Below are 21485 nucleotides of genomic sequence, written 5' to 3' on the forward strand. Positions count from 1 at the left end.
TAATAGATGAGTACCGGTCGCGTTTTAATGGCGAATAAGTCGGGCTCTTATGTCATTAAGTTGACAGGAGATGTGCGCATGACGTTGTGCACAACACTCGATACTTGCCTCAAGAATATGGTTGACGATCCCGCCTTCATCTCTGTGATCGTTGATCTCAGTGATGCCGAGGGCATAGACAGTACCAGTCTCGGGCTCTTGGCCAAAATTTCCCGTCTGGCTACGCCGGTGATGGGACATGTACCAACGTTGATTTCCAGCCGGGCAGACATTACCCGAATCGTTGATACCATGGGATTTCGTGACAGGGTGTTTGTGATCGTTCCCAATGCCGATGTCGATACCCAGGAAGCCCTGAGCGAACAAAGCGAAGAGCCACTCGATGAATGGTCAGCCCATGAACGGGTGTTGGAAGCGCATAAAATTCTGATGTCATTGAATGATCAGAATCGGCATACCTTCCGGGAATTGGTCGAGTGCATGGAAAATCAGCCACACTGACTGTCCACATTGGCCGGTCAGCGGTATACAAAAGGTCTTGAACGCGCGACTCTAATCGGTCGCGCGTCTTTGTTTAGGGAGTACTGATTTGTGACACATGCCAACGAGAGGTCGCCACAGTCCATCGCCGTGTTGGGGGGTGGCAGCTTTGGCACCGCCATTGCGAACATCGCCGCGACCAATGGGCATCGCGTCAGATTGTGGATGCGCAGTGAAAAGCAAGCCGACGATATCCGCACTCTGGGTGAAAATAGCCGTTATCTGCCGGGGTATGCACTCAGTTCCAACCTCACACCCGTGTTGGACCTTAATGAAGCCGTAGCCGACGCTGACTGTGTCTTTGTTGCGGTGCCCAGCAAAGCGTTTCGGTCAGTGGTTGAGCAAGCGGTACCGTTGTTACAACCGCATGCGGCGCTGGTCAGTTTAACCAAGGGCATAGAGCCCGGCAGTTTCCGGCTGATGAGTCAAATCCTGCACGATCTGGCACCAGCCCACGACATTGGCTGCATCAGTGGCCCCAATCTCGCCAAAGAAATTGCCGATCATCAGATTTCCGCGACCGTTATAGCCTCCTACAGCCAGCCCTTGCGCAGCCAGGTGCAGACCATGCTGAGCAGCCAGTATTTCCGCGTGTACGGGAACCCCGACATCTATGGTGTGGAACTGGCCGGTGCGCTTAAAAACATCTATGCCATCATCACTGGTCTGGCCTCTGCGCTGGGGATGGCTGAAAACACCCGGGCGGCGATCATTACCCGGTCTCTGGCCGAGATGTCCCGGTTTGCCGTACGTCTGGGCGCCAACCCAATGACGTTTCTGGGGCTTGCGGGTGTGGGCGATCTCATCGTCACCTGCAGTTCCAAACTCAGTCGCAATTATCGCGTTGGCTACTACATTGGTGAGGGGGATTCGCTGAAGCAGGCGATCAAGCGTGTCGGTGAAACCGCCGAAGGGATCAACACCCTGCGTATGGTGCATGAAAAAGCCGGTGAGATGGGGATCTACATGCCGCTGGCGAGTGGGCTCTATGCCATTATTTACGAAGACAAACCCATTGCTGACGTGGCTGGCCAATTGATGGCGGGTGATCTCGCACAGGATGTTGAATTCATGGGAGCAGGCATCTGATGGCATCGCTGAATCGTGAAGAAAAGGAACACCAGGTTATACGGGCGCTGTGTATGATTCTGTTCTGGGTCATCCTGCGCATCAGTCTGCTGGTAACGGCGGTACTCGCCATTGTGCAGTGGGTATTGGCCTGGTTTGAAGACAACCCCAATCCCCAGTTGGTCAGGTTTTGCCAGCGACTGGCACTGTACCAGAAACAAATACTCGATTACCTCACGTTCCTCAGCCATAACAAACCCTTCCCGTTTAGCGACTGGCCTGACGACCCGACCGATGTGCAGGACCTCGACCGGTGATTCTTTATCTGTTGCGTCACGGCGAAGCGGAAGCTTATGGGCGCGCAGCCGATGATGCGTCGCGGGCACTGGTACCCAGCGGGCGAAAAGCAGTAACCCGGGTGGCGATCGAGCTGGAAAATGTGGACGTGGTGTTTTGCAGTCCTTACCTGCGTGCCCGGCAAACGGCCGACCTGGTCTTGCCCGAGACGGGTCAAACAGGCTACCACCTGAACGATGGCCTCACTCCGGACAGTTCAATACCCTCACTTCTGGAATGGCTCGGCGCGATTACTCAGGAGCGCGTTTTGCTGGTCGCCCACAATCCTTTGCTCAGTTCTCTTGCCAGTCAGTTAACCGCTTTACCGGGCGGTGTGCCGCTTGGTACAGCCAACCTGGCCTGTCTGAGGGTGTCCGACTGGATGCCTGGCGGTGCCGAATTGGTTTGGCTCAAGTAACAGCGGCAGGGTGAAGTGATCAACCCGCTCAGGTTCAAACGATCGTTTGAATTCAGCGGGTGGCTGGGGTAGATTGTCCTCTGGTCTGTTAATTTTTGGTTGTTATGAAACCCCAACTGCATTTCGCACACGCCAATGGCTTTCCGTCTGCTACTTACCGTCGCATGCTGGATGGCCTAACGCCTCATGTTGACCTAAAAACACTGCCGTTAATAGGCCACGATCCGCATTATCCGGTAACCAATAACTGGCCTCACCTGAAACGGCAACTGATCGACAACATTGAGCGCCAGTGTGATCGGCCAGTCATTGGTCTGGGCCATTCTCTGGGCGGTGGTCTGACCATTATGGCCGCGCTGGAGCGCCCGGATCTGTTTTCCAGCATTATCATGCTCGATGTGCCGCTGTTCAGCCGGTTTGAAAGCTGGGTGGTGCGCAGCGTCAAGGCACTGGGTCTGATTGACAATCTGACCCCGGCGGGGCGGTCGAAGCACCGGCGGCGTACCTGGCCCAGTGTTGACGAAGCCCGATCCTACTTTCAGACACGTGACCTGTTCCGGCACTTTCATCAGGACTGTATTCAGGATTACCTGGCTTGCGCGACCCGAACCAATGCCGACGGGACGGTTGAATTATCCTTTGAGGTTCCGGTTGAGCTGGCCATTTTCCGAACCGTACCACACACCCTCTGGGTTCGGCCCGGGCAATTGCAGGTACCGGGCGGTGTTATTCTGGGGCGCGATACCGATACCGTGCGCAAGCATCAGTACTTGCGGATGAAGCAGAAACTGAATCTGGTCGGGACCCGGTTGCCAGGCAGCCATATGTTTCCACTGGAACACCCGGATGAGACCGCCGCAACGGTGTTATCGCTGATTCACCGTCTGAACACCCATCAGGCCGCCTGAGATGAGGTCAGTTTCCCTGTTAGGCGGGCAAGTTCAAGGCGTCGTGTTGGGGCGGGGAAGGCCGGTTTTGGCACTGCACGGCTTTCTGGACAATGCCTTCAGTTTTAAACCCCTATCCGGAGAACTGCCCGATGTCGAGATTTGGGCGCTGGATCTTCCCGGCCACGGCGCGTCGGCGCCTCTGGCCATGGTGGACGGCTGGTCCATCACTCAGTGGTTGCCAGTGCTGGGGCGATTGCTGGATGAATTGAACTGGGAGCGCTACACCCTGCTGGGGCATTCTCTGGGGGCTATTCTGGCGCAAATGCTGGCTGCTTTTGACCCGCGTATTGAGCGATTGATTTGTCTGGACGCGCTGGGGCCGCTGACCGATACCGATGATGGCAATCTGGACCGGTTGCGGCGCAATTACCAGCAACGCCAGGCCAAACCCGGTGGCCGGCGTTACTACGCAACCCCCGACGCCCTGTGGCAGGTGCGGGTGGGCGGGCGTTTTCCGTTGTCACATGCCAGTGCCCGGATGCTGTCCAAACGGGGTGTGGGGTTGGGTGACAGCGGCTGGTACCACCGTTATGATCGCCGACTCCGGCAGGACAGCGCCTGGCGAATGACAGAAAATCAGGTGCAGGCATTGTTGGGTCGTATAGAATGCCCACTGGATCTGGCCTTGTTTGAAGACAGCCCACTTGGGCGGGCGTCGTCTGTGTTGGATGGCAGGCTGGGCTGTATCGCTTCATTGTCACTGGCACGCTTCGGCGGGGGACATCACGCTCACATGGAAAATCCGGCACCCATAGCCCATTGGATTAACACCCTGCTTGAGCCCCATTCGTCAATTACCGCCGATTCGCGCGCGCAAGCGACGGATCTTAACGCTTCGGGAGAGGATGAAACTTGAATTTAGCCGATCTTTCCAACGCAGTACCCGGAACCTCGCCGCTGCACGAGGAGCGTCTGGACAGCGTGCATCGACAAATCCGGGACAGTGGTGCTCGACGTGTGCTGGACCTGGGCTGCGGCTCAGGTGCCTTGCTGGTCCGGTTGATTAACGATCCGCAGTTTGAGTACCTGGTCGGCCTGGAATCCTCGGGTGTTGGCTTGGCTGTCGCGCGCAACATGTTCGCCGACAGTCTGTCCAGCGGTCGGCTGAAACTGGTGGCCGGTTCCTACGCCGAACCGCACCCTGCTCTGACGGGTTTTGATATGGCCGCCATGGTGGAAACCATCGAGCATGTTAAGCCGAACGATCTTTCCCGGGTCGAGCACGCGGTGTTTGGTCAGATGAGACCACACCGATTGATTATGACGACACCGAACCGGGAATATAACCCCTTGCTCGGACTGGCGCCGGGAGAGTTTAGGGAGGCGGATCACAAATTCGAATGGGATCGGCAGAAGTTTATGCACTGGTCGCGTGGTGTGGCCGCGCGTAATGGTTATGCGGTGCGGTTCGCAGGCATCGGTGAAACCGACCCTGAACTGGGTGCGCCGACCCAGACCGCAACCTTTTCTTTGCTCAAGCAGTAATCTGCTGGCCTCCCGTCGGTGAATTTCGATGACCGGCTAAAGTTATCGGTCGGCTCAAGGTATACTTCGCGTTACCTATCATCGTCCGGAACCTAATTTTAAATGGCTTTAACCGATATTGCGGTCAATTTTTCCAGTGCTGACGACCAATCCGAGTGTGTTCAGCATTTCACGCGCCTGGGCGACTGGGTGCGGTTTGCCGCCAGCGCCATGGATGCACATCAGGTCTTTTTCGGGCATGGTTTCGAGTCAGCCTGGGATGAATCTGTGTTTCTCTGCTTGCGCGCGCTTGATCTTAATTGGGATGCACCGGCCGAGGTGCTCTCGGCAACCCTGTTGCCGCGTGAGCGTCGAATGCTCTGGTCGCTGATTGCACGGCGTTGTCTGGAACGAATGCCAACGGCTTATCTGCTGGAAGAGGCCTGGTTTTGTGGCGAGCCGTTTCGGGTTAACCCAGATGTTCTTATTCCCAGGTCCCCCATCGCGGAACTCATTGAAACGCACTTTACACCCTGGCTGCAGCAATCACCGGGCAGGATACTGGATCTGTGTACGGGCAGTGGTTGCATAGGCATTGCTATGGCGCGGGCATTTCCCGACGCCAGTGTTGATTTGACTGATCTCAGTGAGGCGGCGGTTTCGATTGCGGTCGATAATGTGGATCAAAAAGATCTGGGCTATCAGGTCAGAGTTTTTCAGGGCGATTTGTTTGCCGCGCTGGAAGACGGAACCTACGATCTGATCGTTGCCAACCCACCCTATGTCGATGAAGATGATCTCGACACCATGCCGGCCGAGTTTCATCATGAACCAAGGCTGGGGTTGGCGGCAGGGCCCGATGGTCTGGAACTGGTGCATCGCATTCTCCGCGAAGCGGCAGACTATTTATCGGACGATGGCTGGCTGGTCTGTGAAGTGGGCAACAGCTTTGGTGTCCTGATGACCGCCTATCCTGAAATGAATCTGATCTGGCCGGAATTTGACCGGGGCGGGCATGGGGTTTTTCTGGTGTCGGCGTCTGAACTCAGGTTGAATTTCAAGTAAATACCGTCGTACAACGGAGTACACCAGCAACGTTGCGTGAATAGCGGTGATCGACTGAATTGGCTGTTGGTGACAGCAGCCCTGCAATTTTTTGGCCTGTACTCAGGCCGGTTTTGATGGAGTGATGCACGCTCATGTCTGGAAATACCTACGGCACCTTGTTCACGGTAACCACCTTTGGCGAAAGTCACGGCCCGGCTCTGGGTGCCATTGTTGATGGTTGCCCTCCGGGGCTCGAGCTGAACGAAGCCGTTCTGCAACATGACCTGGACCGGCGCAAACCGGGTACCAGTCGCTACACCACGCAGCGTCGCGAAGACGACATCATTCGCATTCTGAGTGGCGTGTTTGAAGGCCGCACCACGGGTACACCCATTGGTCTGATGATTGAAAACACCAATCAGCGCAGTAATGACTACAGCGACATCATGAATACCTACCGGCCAGCGCATGCCGATTATGGCTACGACCAGAAGTACGGCTTCCGGGATTATCGTGGTGGCGGCCGCAGTTCAGCGCGTGAAACAGCCATGCGCGTGGCGGCCGGTGCCATCGCCAAACAGTTTCTGGCACAGCAGGGTATTGAGATTCAGGGGTACCTGAGTCAGCTGGGGCCGATCAAAGCCGAGCGGATCGACTGGAGCGCGGTTGAAGCCAACCCCTTCTTTTGCCCCGACCCGGACAAAGTGCCGGAAATGGAAGCCTACATGCAGGCACTGCGCAAAGAAGGTGATTCCATTGGCGCTCGCATCAGCGTGCGCGCGACCGGGCTGATGCCAGGGTTGGGTGAGCCCATCTTCGATCGCCTCGACGCTGATCTGGCGCATGCACTGATGAGCATCAATGCGGTTAAAGGGGTTGAGATTGGCGATGGCTTTGAGGTTGTTAATCAGAAAGGCAGTCATCACCGGGATGAACTGTCGCCGGAAGGTTTTCTGAGCAATCATGCCGGTGGCATCGTCGGCGGTCTGTCGACGGGTCAGGCGATTGAGGCGCACATTGCGCTGAAACCGACATCGAGCATCACTGTGCCGGGCAAAAGCATCACGCGCAGTGGCGAGCCAATTGAAATGATCACCAAGGGGCGGCATGATCCCTGTGTCGGCATACGCGCCGTGCCAATCGCTGAAGCCATGATGGCCATTGTGCTGATGGACCATTTTTTGCGCCACCGGGCGCAGAATGCGGGCGTAGTACCACCGTTGCCGCCCATTCCAGGGAGCGTTGCCGGTGCCTGACCGAGGCATGGGTACCAGGCTCAACCTATAAGAAGTCGGGAGTACAGAATGACAATTACCCAAAAAGCGCTGGTCGTGCTACTGGCTGTGACCTTGCCCATGGCGGCCATAGCCGACGTCGCTCGAAGCCATTTTACCCGCGGCATTACCGACCGCGAACCGGTTGATCATCTCACCACAGCGAGCAACATTAACCCCTTGTTTTACTTCACTGAGCTGGTGGACATGGAGGGCACTGAAGTGATGCATCGCTGGCGCTTCAAAGGCCAGATTATGGCGGATGTTAAATTTCAGGTGGAAGGCCCGCGTTGGCGCGTTTACTCAAGCAAGGAGCTTCTGCCCGAATGGAATGGGTTGTGGACGGTTGAGGTCCACGGTCCGAACGGCAATATTCTCACGCGCAACAGCATCAGCGTGCTGATTGATCGTTAACCTTGGTTGTCTGACGAACTATCTGCCTGCCGCGCTTCACCAGAACTGATTGAGTGCTGGTGAAGCCCGGACGCCAGGTTATCAATCTGGTGCACGGCTTGTATGGAGAGTGGTGCTTAAATATATGGCATCAATCCAGGGTACTTCCTGTACGATGGCATCGCACTGATTCCGCCATCCATCGATGTTATGACCCGGTAGGAGGAACACTTCCAGAGTCGCTTTTTGCCGGTGATAATGAATATTCAGCCGGTCATAATCGCGTATACCCCGCTCAAACAGCAGGTTTTCAATAGCCGGGCGCAGGGGTGCCAGGTGCGTCGGTACGTCGCCGTCCAGATCTTTTTCATGATCGATGTGCAGCGTAACGTCGGTGACGTCACTGAATTTTTCCTTAATAGACCGCAGTGCCCATTCGTTGATTTGATGCCCCTCCGACACACTCAGATAGCCTCCTACCTGAATGTGGGCGTCAATAAACACGCTCGGCCCCATCATTCTGGTGCGCAGCATATGCACGTCTTTTACCCCGGGCACCGACGCCAGCACATCGAGATACGCCTGTTGCTGCTTGCGGTCGACACCCCGATCTACCAGTTCCTGAAGCGCGTTCCAGGTCAGGGTGATGCCCATGTGGCCGATCAGCCCGGCGACAATGACAGCCGCTATGATCTCGACCGTTGGATAACCCAGCAGGGTGGCGATCACCCCAACCAGCACCACCAGAGACGACATACTGTCCGAACGGGCGTGCCAGGCGTTTGCCTCCAATAACGGTGAGCGCGCACGACGAGATTGTCTGATGGCGTAATGAAACAAGCCTTCTTTGAGTGCCAGGGCAATGATAATGGTGATGAGCGCGGCCAGGCTGGGTTCCGGGCGGGTATCCGCAAAAAACAACTGGATGCTCTCGTAGGCAATGCCTGCTGCGACCGCCAATAACAGCCCACCCAGCATAACCGTGCCCAGGGTTTCAAACCGGGCATGACCGTAGGGGTGTTCGGCGTCGGCGTCGTGATGCGAGACCTTGGCCAGAATGATCAGCGGTACGTCGGCGGCCAGATCACTGAGGCTGTGCATGGCATCGGCGATCAGCGCCGGTGATTTAACGCTGACGCCAACCACGATTTTAATCACGAAGGCAATGGCATCCACCGCGACACAGATCCAGTTGGTTCGGTCGATGACTTTCTTGCGTGCCTCACGGCTCAGAATAGGCTGGTCATTGGTGGCGTTCATACGCGTCCCCGGTAGGCAGCATCGGTAGCAGGAATCATGTCTCCATCTTCATCCAGTTCCGGATAGGGTAGCCCTTTCTGGTTACAATACCGCGCCATATCAGGCTGGTGCTGGTGCAAGACGGTTTTGAATTTGTCGAAACGGGAATGGCTCATGGTATTAAATCGGGGCTGGCTGAGTTCGGCGCGCAGTATACCTCAGGCAACCCGGGATTTAGAGCGCTGCAACCGGTTAGGCCGACAGCGCGGTGCGGATATGGTTACCGGGTAAACGGATTCACCGTGGGTAAATCGATCGCATTTTTGAACTGGCTCAGCGTCAAACTGTTGCGGCCGAATGACAGGTCTTTGTCGGACATTACGGATTCTCCGAACGAGTACATCACGTTCAGTCCCTGCTCCCGGGTGTCGGCGTCGTAGCGTTGCTGTGCCTCACTGACGGCCTCGTTGCGATGCTGCCAGTCGGTCATGGCCCGGTCGCCATGACGTTCTGTCATCAGCGACAGGGTCCTGGCTGGCGACAGGATCAGTGCACTGGCATTGTTACCGCCAAAGCCTTTCGAGTTGATCAGGGTACCGAGCATATCGGCTCCGTGATCACCGGCGTAATGGTGGTTCATCAGAATGTTCAGGTGTGACCGGTTAACGTCGTCAGCGATGTGATCGATGGTGCGAATACCGGGAACCCAGCCTTCAGCCCAGACACCCAGCGCGGCCGTGAGCTGATCGCCCGCCGCAGGGCCCAGTGAATGCCCGACATAGGACTTGATCGCCGATATGGTCCAGTTCTCGATGCCGAAGGTCTTGGCGACTTCGTTAAAGATGTGCGATTCGGTGACCCGGTTTTGTGGTGTACCGGTGCCATGGGCCATCACAAAGGTGCGCTGGAGTCCTGCGTCACCCAGGATGGCGCGGGCCAGTGAGGTGGCTTTGGCCAGGGTAATGTAGTTGCCGACCCCGGGTCCGGAAATGGATTTCTTGTTGGCATCGGCATTGACGAAAACGTCAGCAACGCTGCCGTAAATGGTAGCGCCAGTTTCCAGGGCTAGCTCATCGTCCATCAGCACCACAAACTGGCTGGATTCCGCCATGGTGAAACCGGCGTTGGATGAGAACGGCCGACAGGCGCGGCGGTTGTCCGTCACGTCGCTATTGTCGAGTTGTCTGAGTTGTTCGTCTTCAGCCAGGGCACCCATGATGCGGAAGCCTTCCATAATCTCCGGTACCACTGGCGCTTCCGAGTTGCCTATGATGGCGACACGGCATTTGCCCGCTGCGATGTCGGCAATGCCCTGGCGCAGGTTATACAAAAAGGTGGCGCAGGCGCCAGCATTGGAGCCGGTATTGCCGACGCTGTTGAGAATGTAGCTGTTGATGAAATCGGCGGTCATTTCCGGCATCGACAACGGCATCATCTTCGAGGTAATGCGATTGCCGGTCAGCGGCGATTGGTACAAGCCTTTCAGGCCCGCCTGATCCATTTGCGAAATGGACGAGCCAGCATAAACCGATACCTGGTCCGGCCGGATCCGGTCGAGCACGGATTGCCACGACATGCCCAGCGACCGGACCGCATCGGAGGCGCCGTAGACCGCCATTTGCAGGCCACGCGGATGGTGCGCCGCGTTGTAGTAGTCGGCCGGGTTAAAGCCCTCGGGCAGCGTACCCGCTGAGGAGACTTTCGCCTGATAGGTTTCGGGCAACAGCACGGCCAGGTCCCGATCGACCTGCACCTCAACCGGATCAACGCTGGCGTCGGTGACCTGCCAGCCAGCTGGCAGCGGCTTCGGTAATTGAGAGCGCTTCAGTTGAAAGCGAAGCCCTTCGGGCTGTTTGAGTGTTGCTTTGCGATGCGTGAGCACGGCATCCGGGTCGAAGTGGCTGGCTGGGTTGATGCGGCGTATGAGGGTGCCATCGAGCAGGGTCTGCCGGTCAGTTGACGTCGGATCAAGCTTCATCAGGCGGGCCAGATCCTGCCAGGTTGACGCCATTTGTTGGTCGTCCAATGCGTCATGAACCATGCGGCGGTATGCGTGATGCATTGAAACACGGCCGGCCGGGTTGATGCCTCCGAAGCCGGTGATGACGGGAAGTTTTTTCATGAAATAGCGCCTGTGGTTCGTTAACCAAAATCAATGCGCAAGACTATAGTGTCTGTCTCAGCTATCGGGTATTACAATTCAGCCTAATAATGTTCAAAATAAGCTGTAAATCCTTTTTTTGAGAACCCTGGCCAATGAAAGTTGCCTTTGTTGTGTGTGAGCAGGCCCTGATGACAGGTGTCGCGCTGCCGCTGGAGATGTTTTATGCCGCCAGTCGGCACAGAGTCCGGCACCGGCATCAGAACAATCTGACCTTACAAGTAGTCGGCGCGTCGCAAACATCGACGCTGGCCGGTGGTCTGCGCATTGTTCCGGACATCGGTTTTGAACAGGCCGATCAGGCTGACCTGGTGTTTGTACCGCCCCTGTGGGGCACGCCCTGGCCAGTGCTGCAACGCAACCAGACGCTGCAGCGCTGGCTGGCACGGCAATATCAGGGCGGGGCGAGGCTGGCGGCTACCGGCACCGGTGTGGGCCATTTAGCCGAAGCCAGCTTGCTTCGCGGTCGTGTGGCCACCACGCATTGGTATTACCTGGATCGTTTTGCCAGGCGATATCCGGACATACGCTTTGAAGGTCATCATTTCGTCACTCACGATGAGGGGATCTATTGCGCCGGATCGATCAACTCCCAGACGGACCTGGTGTTGTTCCTGATTGAACAGACCTATGGCAAGGAAGCGTTGGCGCTGGTTGAGCGCCAGTTTATGCATGAATTAAAGCGAACCTTTTCAACCCCGTATTTTGAACCGGGTGGTGCCATTCATCACGACGAGGGGGTTAGTCTGGTGCAATCCTGGGTACGTCAGCACCTGGCCGATGACATTACCGTGACGGCGCTGGCGATGTTGCTGGACCAGTCTGTGCGTAATTTCAGTCGACGTTTCTCGCTGGCGACCGGCGAAAGCCCGATGGAATATGTACAGCGGCTGCGTCTGGAACATGCGCGGGAGTTGCTGCGGGATACCAATTTGACCGTGGCGGAAGTGGCTGAAGTCAGTGGCTACCGCAACCCGGCCTATTTCGGAAAAATATTCCGGCAAAAGCTATCGCTGACACCTGGCGCCTACCGCAAGGTGGTCCGCAGCAAGGTTTTTGCAGCCGGTTAACCCGGCTGTTTAGTCTTTGCGCGGGCTTTGGCGGCCTTTTTAAGCGGACGCAACCAGGCAATAGCGTAGATGAAGGTGCTCAGCGTGGTGCCGGTCAGCATTAAACCAGCAAGCAGGCCGCGGGGCGAGAAGATCAGAACAATGCCATAAATCAGATAACCCAACAGCAGAAAACTCATCCAGCTAACTCCGCCGGCAGTAGGGCGAATTACCACCATGATAACGATCAATAAGGGCAGGCTGACAAAGAACCCGACAACCAGACAGGACGCAATCCATTGACCCACAGGCATACTGCTGTAAGCGGGCCCGTACAGAAACGCACCGGCATAAATAGCGGCCAGCATTAGCCAGTAGCTGGTGCGCAGGCGACGATTAATGTTTACGATCTGGCGTTTTTCATCCGTCATGAGCGGCTACCTTCAGTGCAAGTTGTGCCAGGCGTTTTCCCTGGTTTCTGGCCAGTTGACGAGTGTCGTCGGTTAATGGGTGGTGTGACGGCCCGGCGACGTGAGAGCTGCCGTAGGGTGTGCCACCGTGAAAACCATCGTGCAGGGTTTTTTCGGTAAAGGGCAGCCCGGTGATGATCATGCCATGGTGCAACAGGGGGATCATCATCGACAGCAAAGTCGATTCCTGGCCACCATGTGGGGTCGTTGTACTGGTAAACACACCGGCAGGTTTGCCCACCAGCTTTCCAGACACCCACAGTGAACTGCTTTGTTCAAGAAAGTACTTTAACGATGCGGCCATATTGCCGAAACGGCCAGGTGAACCGAGCGCCAGACCGTGACAACCGGCGAGATCGTCGAGTGTGCAAAACAGGGGGCCTTCATCGGGTATGTCATTACCCGGGGCTTCAGTGTCTGCACGTACGGCCGGGACCGTGCGCAGCCGGGACTGGATCCCCGCCACTTCATCAACGCCTGAAGCGATGGCCTCTGCCAGTTGTGCCAGGCTGCCATGACGGCTGTAGTACAGAATCAGCAAGTAGGGCACTTACAAAATCTCCCGAATGGCTTCGGGCGGGCGACCAATGCGAGCCCCTTTGGCGGTGACCAGTATGGGCCGTTCCAGTAGCTTGGGAAATCGGGCGATGGCTTCCAGAATCTGCTGTTCGCTGCTGCTGTTATCGAGCCCGGCTGTCTCGTAGTCGGCTTCCTTGCGACGTAGGACGTCTGCGGCAGGAATACCCAACTGATTAACCAGCGCCTGAAGTTCCCCGACTGACAAGGGTTCGCTGAGATACAGTCTGACCTCGTAGTCGACACCTTTATCATCAAGCAATGCCTTGGCTTCCCTTGATTTGGAACAACGCGGATTGTGATATAAGACGGCGGTGGTCATGGCGGATATCCTGTCAGAAAATGGGTTTTCAGTTTTGCCTGAGTCTTCCGGTACTTAAGTGAGAAGGCAAGCTGAAAAATCAGAAGGGGATTGTAATGAGTAAAGCAGCAGAGTGACACCATAAGGCACAAGGGATACCCAATGACTGAATTTGAGAAAATGCGCAGCGGCGCTGTATTTAACCCGCTGGATGCCGAATTGCGACAGCTGCGTTTCCAGGCACGGGAGCGGTGTGCCCGGTTCGGCCATGCGCCTACGCCCGGGAATTTGCGGCGACTGACCGCTCTGTTTGATCGCTGTGGTCAGCACACCTTTATCGAGCCCGGAGTGCAGGCGGACTATGGCACCCAGATTCGACTGGCCGATCGGGTTTATCTGAATTTTGGCTGTGTTCTGCTGGACAGCGCCTGGATCGAGATAGGCGAAAGCAGCCTGCTGGGCCCCGGGGTACATCTTTATACCGTGACGCATCCGCTGTCGGCGGCTCAGCGGGCACAAGGAGAGGAGTATGCTTCTCCCATCACACTTGGCCGAAATGTCTGGGTGGGAGGGCAGAGCATTATTTTACCGGGTGTGACGGTGGGGGATCATGCCGTCATCGCAGCGGGCTCAGTGGTTCGTGAATCTGTGCCAGCCCGCGTTCTGGTCGCGGGTAACCCGGCCCGATGGGTAAAGGATCTGCCGGATTGAACCCTAAAGAATGGGGTCGTACAAACGCTCAATTTCATTCTGATGCCACATGGCAGCTTCCGCCCCCCGGTCCCGGCCCTGATAGACCCCCAGGGCAATTAACTGCTGAAAAAAACCGGGGCGGGGAATGGGGTCTTTGCCATTCTGTATTACCAGGGCGGCGCGCTGGGGTCGCCCGAGCCGGGCGTCATCCTCTTGCACAGCTTCCAGTAACATTGCCAGAGCCTGAATCTGACCAGGGGGCGTCAGGCCGATGGTTTCGGCCACTGTTTTATAGGTTGCTGTCATCTGGCGCAGGCGCAGGCCTTCCAGGACATGAAGTAGAGCGTTGGTATCGGTCATCGGATGCTGATTGCCGCAGGTTTCAGGGTGTACTGACGCAACATGGCTGAAAACTCGGACAGTGCCTCAACACCGGCTGCATCGGCTTTCTCGCACCAGGCTCTGAACGCTGTCATCAATTCCTCGCGGGACCGGGTGCGCAATGACCAGATGTGGTTGAGTTCCTCTTTAAGGCGGTGCAGGGTGCGCAACTCCGGGTGTTTTTCAAAGAAGCTATTCATCCAGTCGTGACGGGCATCATCCCAGTGTTCCTGGCTTTCCGACATCCACAGTACCAGTCGGCGGTAGTGGGCTCCGGCCGATGCTTTTATGCGGCGATCGTTGCGAATGGTGCGTTTCAGAACTTGCCGTTTAAATTGAGCCATGATGTGGAAGCGGTCGTTGGCGGCGGCCAGTGCTGTATCAGCATCAATCAGTGATTTGGTGGCTATTTTATGAACCACCGGTCCCTGGCGAATGTCCCAGGCGAGGCCCAGTGTCTGCAAGGTCCGAATATAAAACCAGCCGATGTCGAATTCATACCAGCGCGATGACAACCGGGCCGAATTGGGGTAGGTGTGGTGGTTGTTATGCAACTCTTCACCGCCGATAAATGCAGCGATAGGCACCAGGTTTCGTGCGGCATCCGGGCTTTCAAAATTGCGATACCCCCAGTAGTGCGCCAGGCCATTGATGACGCCTGCCGCCCAGATAGGAATCCAGAGCATTTGTACCGCCCAGATAGTCAGGCCCAGAGGGCCAAACAAGGCAATGTTGATGGCCGCCATAGAGCCAATTCCGAGGTAGTTACCGACTGGGTGACTGTACAGATGGCGTTCTAACCAGTCGTCGGGCGTGCCATTGCCAAAGCGAGCCAGGGTTGCGGGATCGGCCGCGCTCTTGTACAGCTCCGAGCCTTCGAACAACACTTTTTTGATACCCAGTACTTGCGGGCTGTGCGGGTCCTGCTCAGTTTCACAGGTCGCGTGATGGCGGCGGTGAATGGCCGTCCATTCTTTTGTTTTGATCGAGGTGGTCAGCCATAGCCAGAACCGGAAGGCGTGTTTAACGGTCGGATGCAATTGCAACGCCCGGTGGGCTGAGTGCCGATGCAGAAAAACAGTGACCGCAATAATGGTGATGTGCGTCAGTATCAGCGTATAGACCACCGGGTGCCACCACTGCCACTGTAAAAGGCCTGTTGCCAGGGACATATCTGTTTCCTCTTTTTTGATGACATTCAGTATAAGGCGGCCGTCACTCGCCTCCAACTTAGATGACCCGGTTCTTACGGAATGATGACGTCAATGCGGCAATAAGCGACGTTTCGGGTTACTCGTGCTAGACAGGACTCAATGGGTTTATGCAATGGACATTGCGTTCGAGTTGTTCAGTACCGTGACAACACCAGTTTGTCTGTTGAGATGATACAGCGAATTTTGGCCGGTACCCGATGCGCCCCGGGCGGTAACCGTCATAGCGATCACTGTATTATGGCTGGTAGCCTCGCCACGATAGCCATGTTCAAAGGTAAAGAAGCCGAAAGCTGCCTGGTAACGCTGGAGGTGACTTTTTTACTATGCGATGCATTGATGACTGTGTCCGGTACACTGGTCACCCCCGGGTGACCCCGAATCAACGAATTCTCAAGGTTAATACTGAATGTTGAAGCAACTAGCCAAGATCCCGACGCTGTGTGTCTTCTTGCTGATCGGCCTGATGGGCACTGTCAACGTTGTTGCATCGGAATTTCTGCCCGTGGACGAGGCCTTTGAGTTAACGGTTGAGCGGAACGGTGGCCAGTTGTCATTGCACTGGGACATAGCGGATGAATATTACCTCTATCGGGATCAGCACCGGGTAAACACCCGAGATGGCGCCGAGGTAGGGGAGGGAGTGCTGTCCTTCAATGTGCTGGAAAAATATGACGAGACCTTCAAGGAAATAATGCCGGTCTATTACGGCACCATGTCGGCAGATTACCCGGTGTTGACGGATCAGGGAATCGTTGAGGTGGTTTATCAGGGCTGTGCGGATGCCGGTCTGTGTTATCCGCCCCAGACCCGGGTGTTTGATATCAACGGTAACGCCATGGCAGCACAGGTATCCGGTACGACCGCCAACTCCGCAGCCGGATCGGTACCCGGCGGCGCCTTTGATACCACCGGGCAGGTCGGGTCAGGCGTGGTCAGTCTGTCACTGGCCCTGGCACTGGTATTTGCACTGCTTGGCGGGTTGCTCCTGAATTTGATGCCCTGCGTATTCCCGGTGCTGTCGCTTAAGGCAATGCACCTGGCTCAGTGGGGGCAAGATACCGATCACTCACGCCTTCATGGCTGGATCTACACCCTGGGTGTTGTGCTCAGTTTTATGGCGGTAGCCAGTGTGCTGTTGCTGTTGCGGCATTTTGGTGCCTGGGTCGGCTGGGGCTTTCAGTTGCAATCTCCGTACTTTGTAGCCGGGCTGATTCTGCTGTTCTATGTATTGGCGCTGGCCATGGCGGGTTACGTTGAAGTCGGGCAGCGCCTGATGGGTGCCGGGCAAACGCTGACTCAAAAGCCGGGTGCATCGGGTACTTTTTTTACCGGAGTACTTGCAACGCTGGTGGCTACGCCCTGTACCGCGCCGTTTATGGGATCGGCCATTGGCTTTGCGCTGTTGCAGCCGCCAGCCGTGGGACTGCTGATTTTCGCGACCATGGGTTTTGGCATGGCGTTGCCAATACTGGCCATTACCTATCTGCCGGGTCTGGCGCGCCGACTGCCGAAACCGGGCGCCTGGATGAACGTCTTCCGTCAGTTAATGGCCTTTCCGTTGTTTGCCACGGTGCTGTGGCTGCTCTGGGTGCTGATTGAAATTCAGGGAACTACGGCGCTGTTGTCGGTGGGTGTTGGCTTGATTTTGCTGACCATGGCGATCTGGCCAGCTCTGTCGGTGTCATCTGCCAACGGCTTGGTAGCGCGTTTCGCCAAGAGCGGACTTCGGGTCGCGCTGGTAGCACTGGCCTTTGTAATGGTATTCGACCAGCGCCCCCAGGTAGACATCTGGCAGCCTTACGACGCTGCCATGCTCGACAGCTATCAAATGCTGGGTCAACCGGTGTTTCTGGATGTTACCGCCGCCTGGTGCATCACCTGTAAAGCCAATGAGCATGTGGCGTTGTCGGGCGACCGGTTCGAAACACTGGTCAAACAACAGGGCATTCAGTTGATGAGGGCCGACTGGACTAAACCCTCGCCCGAGGTCGATGCTTTGATTGCCCGCTTTGACCGCCAGGGTGTTCCTCTCTATGCTTACTTTCCCGGCGATGGTGGACCGGTGCAATTGTTGCCTCAGGTGTTAACGCCCGGGCTGATTGAGCGCACCTTTTCCGCGTCCTGATACGCCGTCGTTAACCAAGGGTGTGCCGCCCGCGTTTACCGCCTGAAGCCTTACCATAGAGGGCCAGGATAGCCGCACCCCAAAAACGACTGAATGGAGAGAGTGACCCACACCGATGTTATTGCCAGGCATTATTGATATTGAAGCTTCCGGATTCGGGCGGGGTAGTTACCCGATCGAAATAGGTGTGGCAACAGAAACCGGCGAAGCAATGTCCTGGCTGGTGCGTCCCGAGTCAGATTGGGACCACTGGAATGACAAGGCGGCTGAACTGCATGGTATTACCCGGGAGCAACTGTCCCGGGAGGGCTTGGGTGTCGACACCATTGCCGACCATCTTAACGAAATGCTGGAAGGTCAGATCCTGTATAGCGATGGCTGGGGCTTCGACTCCGGTTGGCTGGCGCTTCTGTACTATTGTGCTCGTCGTACCATGACGTTTCGACTTGAAACGCTGCCGCGCGTCCTTACTGAATACCAGTTGTCGGTATGGGATAACACCAAACAGAGAATACGGGCGGAAAACGCGCTCAGCCATCACCGGGCAGGTGAAGATGCCCGGTTGCTGCAAATGACCTTCGAAGCTACGGCGCTGATGGAATATCAGGCGCAATTAAAGCGGCCCTGATCAAACTTTTCCGGCCTCTTGAATCCGCTTGGTTTGCCCCGATTTTCTGTTACTGTCACCCGGATTTATTCTGTTATCCCACTGCGAGCGAGTCTGTAATGTCTGTTGCATGCACCATAGAAACCAAGCTGGCGGCCCTTAAGCCGAGCCATTTGGCCGTCGAAAACGAAAGCCACAAACATTCGGTACCCGAGAACAGTGAAACTCACTTTCGGGTTGAGATTGTTAGCGAGGCGTTCACGGGTATTCGCGCGGTTCAGCGACATCAGAAAATCTATCAGCTGCTTCAGGATGAGCTGGCCGGCCCGGTTCACGCCCTGGCCATCCATGCCTACACACCCGATGAATGGCAGGGGCAAGCCCCGGCCTCACCCGACTGCCGGGGTGGAAGCCGCATCGGGTGAATGATAACTCAAGTTTCCGAGTTCGCTCCTAACCAAGTGCCGGGTACCGGGTGTACCTGTCCGGGGTAGTCCGCAACATGGATGTTGCGGTCTAGGCCCCATGGATGGGTTTACGCCGACCCCGGACAGGTACACCCGGTGCCTGGCACGGACCATCGGCAACATTGCAAACCCGAACTCCGAAACTTGAGTGATGATTCAGGCGGGGCTGTTAAGCAGCAGGTACAGGTCGGTCAGAATATCCGGAATGTCATTGAACATCTGGCTGAGCAGGGCTTTGTTGCGATACAGCGGCCGATAGTCAGGTTCGTCGGTAAACAAACCCGAGGCCACTTCTATCGGCAACAACAGCATTGCCAGGTCATCTTCGCTGGCATGTGTGAAGCGGTCGGGCAGGGCAAACACCACCTCCATGAAGCCAACCGCCCAGGCCTGCATGTCTGACTCTTCCCATTCGGGGTCTGGCTCGAAACTGAGTGCGACCTGGTCGTCTGAATAGAGTTCATCTGATATTTCACGGTAGAGCGTTACACAGCTGTCTGCGTAGCGCTGAGCGTCTGCTTCCGGCAGGTCGGACAGGGGTTGCCCCAGGGTGTCTTTCAGCCAGTCATCTGTCAGGGGTTCCTGGACGATTACCAGTGCGGTCAGATAGCCATGCAGACCGTGAATGTCCAGACAGTCTTCGCCGCGTTGGTCATCTTCCAGCCAGTCGGCCAGGGCGTCGAGATCGGTCTCTGAGGTCATTGAGCAGGCTCCGCTATTTAGTGAGTGCAGAGTATAGCGGGTTAGTCACCCGGTTGAATACGCGTTCGACTTTGTTGAATAACGGTAAGTTGCTGTTCGCAAACGGGTTTCCATGTCTGGCGAGGGCCGTTACAATGGTGCGGTCGCTCCCCGTAGTTCAACTGGATAGAACGAGGCCCTCCTAAGGCTTAAATCCTGGTTCGAGTCCAGGCGGGGAGACCAGTATTTGTCGTTAGGGGCAGGCTGCTCGACTCCCATGGGTCGATGCCATCCTCAGAATAGCGTAACCTGTCTGGGCAGTGCCGGTTTTCCGGATCCGCCAGAGGCTTCAGTCAATGGAAACGAGGTAGGGTATGTCTGATACACTGGCAATCATAGGCGGGACCGGTCTGACACAGCTACCGGGGCTTACCATTTTCAACGCTCACGATGTACAGACGCCGTTTGGGTCTCCTTCTGCCCCCATACTTGAAGGCGAACTGGATGGTTATCGGGTACTGTTTCTGGCGCGTCATGGCCACCCGCATCGGGTACCGCCCCACCAGGTTAACTATCGTGCCAATTTGTGGGCCTTGCAGAACCTCTATGCCACCGATGTGATTGCTATCAATGCGGTCGGTGGCATAACGCGCAATATGACCAGCCAGGCGCTGGTGGTGCCGGTGCAGATCATTGATTATACCCACGGTCGTGATGGCACCATCTTTGAAGGCGAACTCTCCGGCGTCACCCACGTCGACTTCAGTTACCCCTACACCGAGAGCCTGCGACAGTTGCTGCTCAGCTCGGCCAAAGAAGTCTCTGAACCGGTTATTAACGGCGGAGTCTATGGCGCTACGCAAGGCCCGAGGCTGGAAACCGTTGCTGAAATTTTCCGAATGGAGCAGGACGGCTGTGATCTGGTGGGTATGACGGGTATGCCTGAAGCTGCGCTTGCCCGGGAGTTGAAGTTGCGCTATGCCAGCTTGTCGGTTGTGGTGAATCCGGCGGCGGGTAAAGGGGAGGGGGTTATTACCATCAAGGAAATCGATGAAAACCTGGCGGCGGGTATGGAGCGGGTGAAACGCATTGTGCAGACCGCTGTTAATCGGTTTTATGCCGATTGATTGTAGTCAGATCTGCCTGCTCAGTTCCGGCGCACCGAAATGAAATAATAAAAGCCAGCATTTGCTGGCTTTTATTATTTCAGGATCTGATGTGACTACGAACGTTATGGCGCTTCTGTCGGATTCGAATCGTCCAGTGTGTCGATCTCAATCGGGACGATGTATATCAGCAGGCCCAATTCCGGATTATCGATGTAGTGAAGCTCGGTGCTGCGCATGCGCCGGCGCTGCTTCATTTCGATGCTTTCAGTGGCGACGTAATACTGGTTATTGTTGGAGGTGATGATCTCGGTGTCGAAGACTTCACTGCCCAGAGCGCTGGCTTGCTGGTCCAGGCTCAGTCCCATAAACGGCGAGGTGTTGTTGTCTGCACTGGCGTCTTCGTCAATCAGCCGGAAAGGGTTGTCGGTCTGAGTGTAGCGTACCAGTTGCAGGTCGGTGGTCAGGTGCAGATAGCGCTCGACGTAGAGTTCCAGGTACCCCTGAAGTTCGTGCTGGCTGCCGTAGACTTCACCAGCGTCAATGCGTATCGGGATAACGTCGTTCCTACCCGGCACTGGCTGTACCCAGCTCTGGTGGTGTAACACCCGGTAATTCCGGCTTTCTTCCAGAGCAACTTTTTCTGCGCTGAGTGTCCACTCGGGCTCGCTCAGTGGGGTGAACGGAACGGGCAATAATTGTTCGCTCGAGCTCTCGTCGTCGGGTTCGGTGACAGACAGGGTTGGTGAGCGTCGTTCGAGGCTGGGATAGGTTGGCCAGCGCTCCGGGTTCTCCGGGCGATTGCCGGTTTGTTCGAAGATCAGTACTTCAATTTGAAACCAGCTACCCTCGTATTCTGCCATGGCAGGGAGTGACATCAGGCCTGTCAGCAGGATAATGCAGATCGTTCGAACGGTCATGAAGT

Annotated in this window: 26 protein-coding genes and 1 tRNA gene; 17 read left to right on the forward strand and 10 right to left on the reverse strand. The window is 56.2% G+C overall.

The features are described 5' to 3' along the window. The first annotated feature begins 78 nt into the window (after window positions 1-78). The 10 genes from WEB54_RS03600 to WEB54_RS03645 all read left to right on the forward strand — a co-directional run bounded on the left by WEB54_RS03600 (window position 79) and on the right by WEB54_RS03645 (window position 7511). Window positions 79-501 (forward strand): anti-anti-sigma factor, encoded by a 423-nt coding sequence (locus WEB54_RS03600; RefSeq protein ID WP_368053320.1) that lies wholly within the window; start codon window positions 79-81, stop codon window positions 499-501. A 90-nt stretch (window positions 502-591) separates the two neighbouring features. Continuing rightward, window positions 592-1629, forward strand: coding sequence for an NAD(P)H-dependent glycerol-3-phosphate dehydrogenase (locus tag WEB54_RS03605; protein WP_368053322.1), 1038 nt, complete (start codon window positions 592-594; stop codon window positions 1627-1629). After that, window positions 1629-1925 (forward strand): DUF4389 domain-containing protein, encoded by a 297-nt coding sequence (locus WEB54_RS03610; protein WP_368053324.1) that lies wholly within the window; start codon window positions 1629-1631, stop codon window positions 1923-1925. The genes WEB54_RS03605 and WEB54_RS03610 overlap by 1 nt, the downstream gene beginning before the upstream one ends. Then, on the forward strand, window positions 1922-2362 hold the full coding sequence (locus WEB54_RS03615; RefSeq protein WP_368053326.1) for a histidine phosphatase family protein: 441 nt from the start codon (window positions 1922-1924) through the stop codon (window positions 2360-2362). Before WEB54_RS03610 ends, WEB54_RS03615 begins: the two co-directional genes overlap by 4 nt. Before the next feature lie 104 nt (window positions 2363-2466). Beyond that, window positions 2467-3270: an alpha/beta fold hydrolase gene (locus WEB54_RS03620; RefSeq protein WP_368053328.1), complete on the forward strand. Its 804-nt coding sequence runs from the start codon at window positions 2467-2469 to the stop codon at window positions 3268-3270. Between the two features lie 67 nt (window positions 3271-3337). After that, complete coding sequence (locus WEB54_RS03625; RefSeq protein WP_368053330.1) at window positions 3338-4168, forward strand: alpha/beta fold hydrolase; 831 nt, start codon at window positions 3338-3340, stop codon at window positions 4166-4168. After that, the gene (locus WEB54_RS03630) at window positions 4165-4797 is read left to right on the forward strand and encodes a methyltransferase domain-containing protein (protein ID WP_368053332.1); all 633 of its coding nucleotides are present in this window, start codon (window positions 4165-4167) and stop codon (window positions 4795-4797) included. Before WEB54_RS03625 ends, WEB54_RS03630 begins: the two co-directional genes overlap by 4 nt. 102 nt (window positions 4798-4899) lie before the next feature. Then, on the forward strand, window positions 4900-5841 hold the full coding sequence (gene prmB, locus WEB54_RS03635) for a 50S ribosomal protein L3 N(5)-glutamine methyltransferase (RefSeq protein ID WP_368053334.1): 942 nt from the start codon (window positions 4900-4902) through the stop codon (window positions 5839-5841). Window positions 5842-5975: 134 nt separating this feature from the next. Beyond that, window positions 5976-7079: a chorismate synthase gene (gene aroC, locus WEB54_RS03640; RefSeq protein WP_368053336.1), complete on the forward strand. Its 1104-nt coding sequence runs from the start codon at window positions 5976-5978 to the stop codon at window positions 7077-7079. A gap of 48 nt (window positions 7080-7127) precedes the next feature. Beyond that, on the forward strand, window positions 7128-7511 hold the full coding sequence (locus tag WEB54_RS03645) for a DUF2914 domain-containing protein (RefSeq protein WP_368053338.1): 384 nt from the start codon (window positions 7128-7130) through the stop codon (window positions 7509-7511). Window positions 7512-7592: 81 nt separating this feature from the next. Here WEB54_RS03645 and WEB54_RS03650 read toward each other — a convergent pair whose 3' ends face one another. The 3 genes from WEB54_RS03650 to WEB54_RS03660 form a co-directional block, all read right to left on the reverse strand. Continuing rightward, window positions 7593-8750 carry a cation diffusion facilitator family transporter gene (locus WEB54_RS03650; RefSeq protein WP_368053340.1) on the reverse strand — a complete coding sequence of 386 codons (1158 nt, stop codon included), beginning with the start codon at window positions 8748-8750 and terminating at the stop codon, window positions 7593-7595. After that, window positions 8747-8905: a hypothetical protein gene (locus WEB54_RS03655; RefSeq protein WP_368053342.1), complete on the reverse strand. Its 159-nt coding sequence runs from the start codon at window positions 8903-8905 to the stop codon at window positions 8747-8749. Before WEB54_RS03655 ends, WEB54_RS03650 begins: the two co-directional genes overlap by 4 nt. 104 nt (window positions 8906-9009) lie before the next feature. Next, window positions 9010-10851, reverse strand: a complete 1842-nt coding sequence (locus WEB54_RS03660; RefSeq protein WP_368053344.1) for a beta-ketoacyl synthase — start codon at window positions 10849-10851, stop codon at window positions 9010-9012. A gap of 134 nt (window positions 10852-10985) precedes the next feature. On the opposite strand from WEB54_RS03660, the gene WEB54_RS03665 reads away from it, so the two are divergent. Continuing rightward, window positions 10986-11960: a GlxA family transcriptional regulator gene (locus WEB54_RS03665; protein ID WP_368053346.1), complete on the forward strand. Its 975-nt coding sequence runs from the start codon at window positions 10986-10988 to the stop codon at window positions 11958-11960. On the opposite strand, the gene WEB54_RS03670 is transcribed toward WEB54_RS03665, so the two are convergent. From WEB54_RS03670 to arsC, 3 genes are read right to left on the reverse strand one after another with little or no spacing between them, the layout of a single operon-like run. Next, window positions 11957-12370, reverse strand: coding sequence for a DUF2069 domain-containing protein (locus WEB54_RS03670; protein WP_368053348.1), 414 nt, complete (start codon window positions 12368-12370; stop codon window positions 11957-11959). The two genes, WEB54_RS03665 and WEB54_RS03670, sit on opposite strands and share 4 nt — an antisense overlap. Beyond that, the gene (gene wrbA / locus WEB54_RS03675) at window positions 12360-12959 is read right to left on the reverse strand and encodes an NAD(P)H:quinone oxidoreductase (RefSeq protein ID WP_368053350.1); all 600 of its coding nucleotides are present in this window, start codon (window positions 12957-12959) and stop codon (window positions 12360-12362) included. The genes WEB54_RS03670 and wrbA overlap by 11 nt, the downstream gene beginning before the upstream one ends. Then, the gene (arsC, locus tag WEB54_RS03680; protein ID WP_368053352.1) at window positions 12960-13307 is read right to left on the reverse strand and encodes an arsenate reductase (glutaredoxin); all 348 of its coding nucleotides are present in this window, start codon (window positions 13305-13307) and stop codon (window positions 12960-12962) included. Window positions 13308-13448: 141 nt separating this feature from the next. Here arsC and WEB54_RS03685 point away from each other — a divergent pair, with 141 nt between their 5' ends. Beyond that, window positions 13449-13997: a sugar O-acetyltransferase gene (locus tag WEB54_RS03685; protein ID WP_368053354.1), complete on the forward strand. Its 549-nt coding sequence runs from the start codon at window positions 13449-13451 to the stop codon at window positions 13995-13997. Window positions 13998-14000: 3 nt separating this feature from the next. Here WEB54_RS03685 and WEB54_RS03690 read toward each other — a convergent pair whose 3' ends face one another. Together WEB54_RS03690 and WEB54_RS03695 are read right to left on the reverse strand one after the other, a co-directional pair. Then, on the reverse strand, window positions 14001-14339 hold the full coding sequence (locus WEB54_RS03690; RefSeq protein WP_368053356.1) for a hypothetical protein: 339 nt from the start codon (window positions 14337-14339) through the stop codon (window positions 14001-14003). Further along, the gene (locus WEB54_RS03695) at window positions 14336-15532 is read right to left on the reverse strand and encodes a transposase (RefSeq protein WP_368053358.1); all 1197 of its coding nucleotides are present in this window, start codon (window positions 15530-15532) and stop codon (window positions 14336-14338) included. The genes WEB54_RS03690 and WEB54_RS03695 overlap by 4 nt, the downstream gene beginning before the upstream one ends. Window positions 15533-15980: 448 nt before the next feature. On the opposite strand from WEB54_RS03695, the gene WEB54_RS03700 reads away from it, so the two are divergent. The 3 genes from WEB54_RS03700 to WEB54_RS03710 all read left to right on the forward strand — a co-directional run bounded on the left by WEB54_RS03700 (window position 15981) and on the right by WEB54_RS03710 (window position 18731). Continuing rightward, window positions 15981-17699 carry a protein-disulfide reductase DsbD family protein gene (locus WEB54_RS03700; protein ID WP_368053360.1) on the forward strand — a complete coding sequence of 573 codons (1719 nt, stop codon included), beginning with the start codon at window positions 15981-15983 and terminating at the stop codon, window positions 17697-17699. 115 nt (window positions 17700-17814) lie between these two features. Continuing rightward, complete coding sequence (locus WEB54_RS03705) at window positions 17815-18327, forward strand: exonuclease domain-containing protein (RefSeq protein ID WP_368053362.1); 513 nt, start codon at window positions 17815-17817, stop codon at window positions 18325-18327. A 98-nt stretch (window positions 18328-18425) separates the two neighbouring features. Continuing rightward, window positions 18426-18731: a BolA family protein gene (locus WEB54_RS03710; protein ID WP_368053364.1), complete on the forward strand. Its 306-nt coding sequence runs from the start codon at window positions 18426-18428 to the stop codon at window positions 18729-18731. 198 nt (window positions 18732-18929) lie between these two features. On the opposite strand, the gene WEB54_RS03715 is transcribed toward WEB54_RS03710, so the two are convergent. Then, the gene (locus WEB54_RS03715; protein WP_368053366.1) at window positions 18930-19475 is read right to left on the reverse strand and encodes a YecA family protein; all 546 of its coding nucleotides are present in this window, start codon (window positions 19473-19475) and stop codon (window positions 18930-18932) included. A gap of 146 nt (window positions 19476-19621) precedes the next feature. On the opposite strand from WEB54_RS03715, the gene WEB54_RS03720 reads away from it, so the two are divergent. Both WEB54_RS03720 and WEB54_RS03725 read left to right on the forward strand, forming a co-directional pair. Then, window positions 19622-19697 (forward strand) — tRNA-Arg (locus WEB54_RS03720). A 131-nt stretch (window positions 19698-19828) separates the two neighbouring features. Then, window positions 19829-20581 carry an S-methyl-5'-thioinosine phosphorylase gene (locus WEB54_RS03725; protein WP_368053368.1) on the forward strand — a complete coding sequence of 251 codons (753 nt, stop codon included), beginning with the start codon at window positions 19829-19831 and terminating at the stop codon, window positions 20579-20581. A 104-nt stretch (window positions 20582-20685) separates the two neighbouring features. On the opposite strand, the gene WEB54_RS03730 is transcribed toward WEB54_RS03725, so the two are convergent. After that, window positions 20686-21480 (reverse strand): CsiV family protein, encoded by a 795-nt coding sequence (locus WEB54_RS03730; RefSeq protein ID WP_368053370.1) that lies wholly within the window; start codon window positions 21478-21480, stop codon window positions 20686-20688. Between the last annotated feature and the right edge of the window lie 5 nt (window positions 21481-21485).

Source organism: Saccharospirillum sp. (assembly GCF_040881935.1).
GTDB lineage: Bacteria > Pseudomonadota > Gammaproteobacteria > Pseudomonadales > Natronospirillaceae > Saccharospirillum.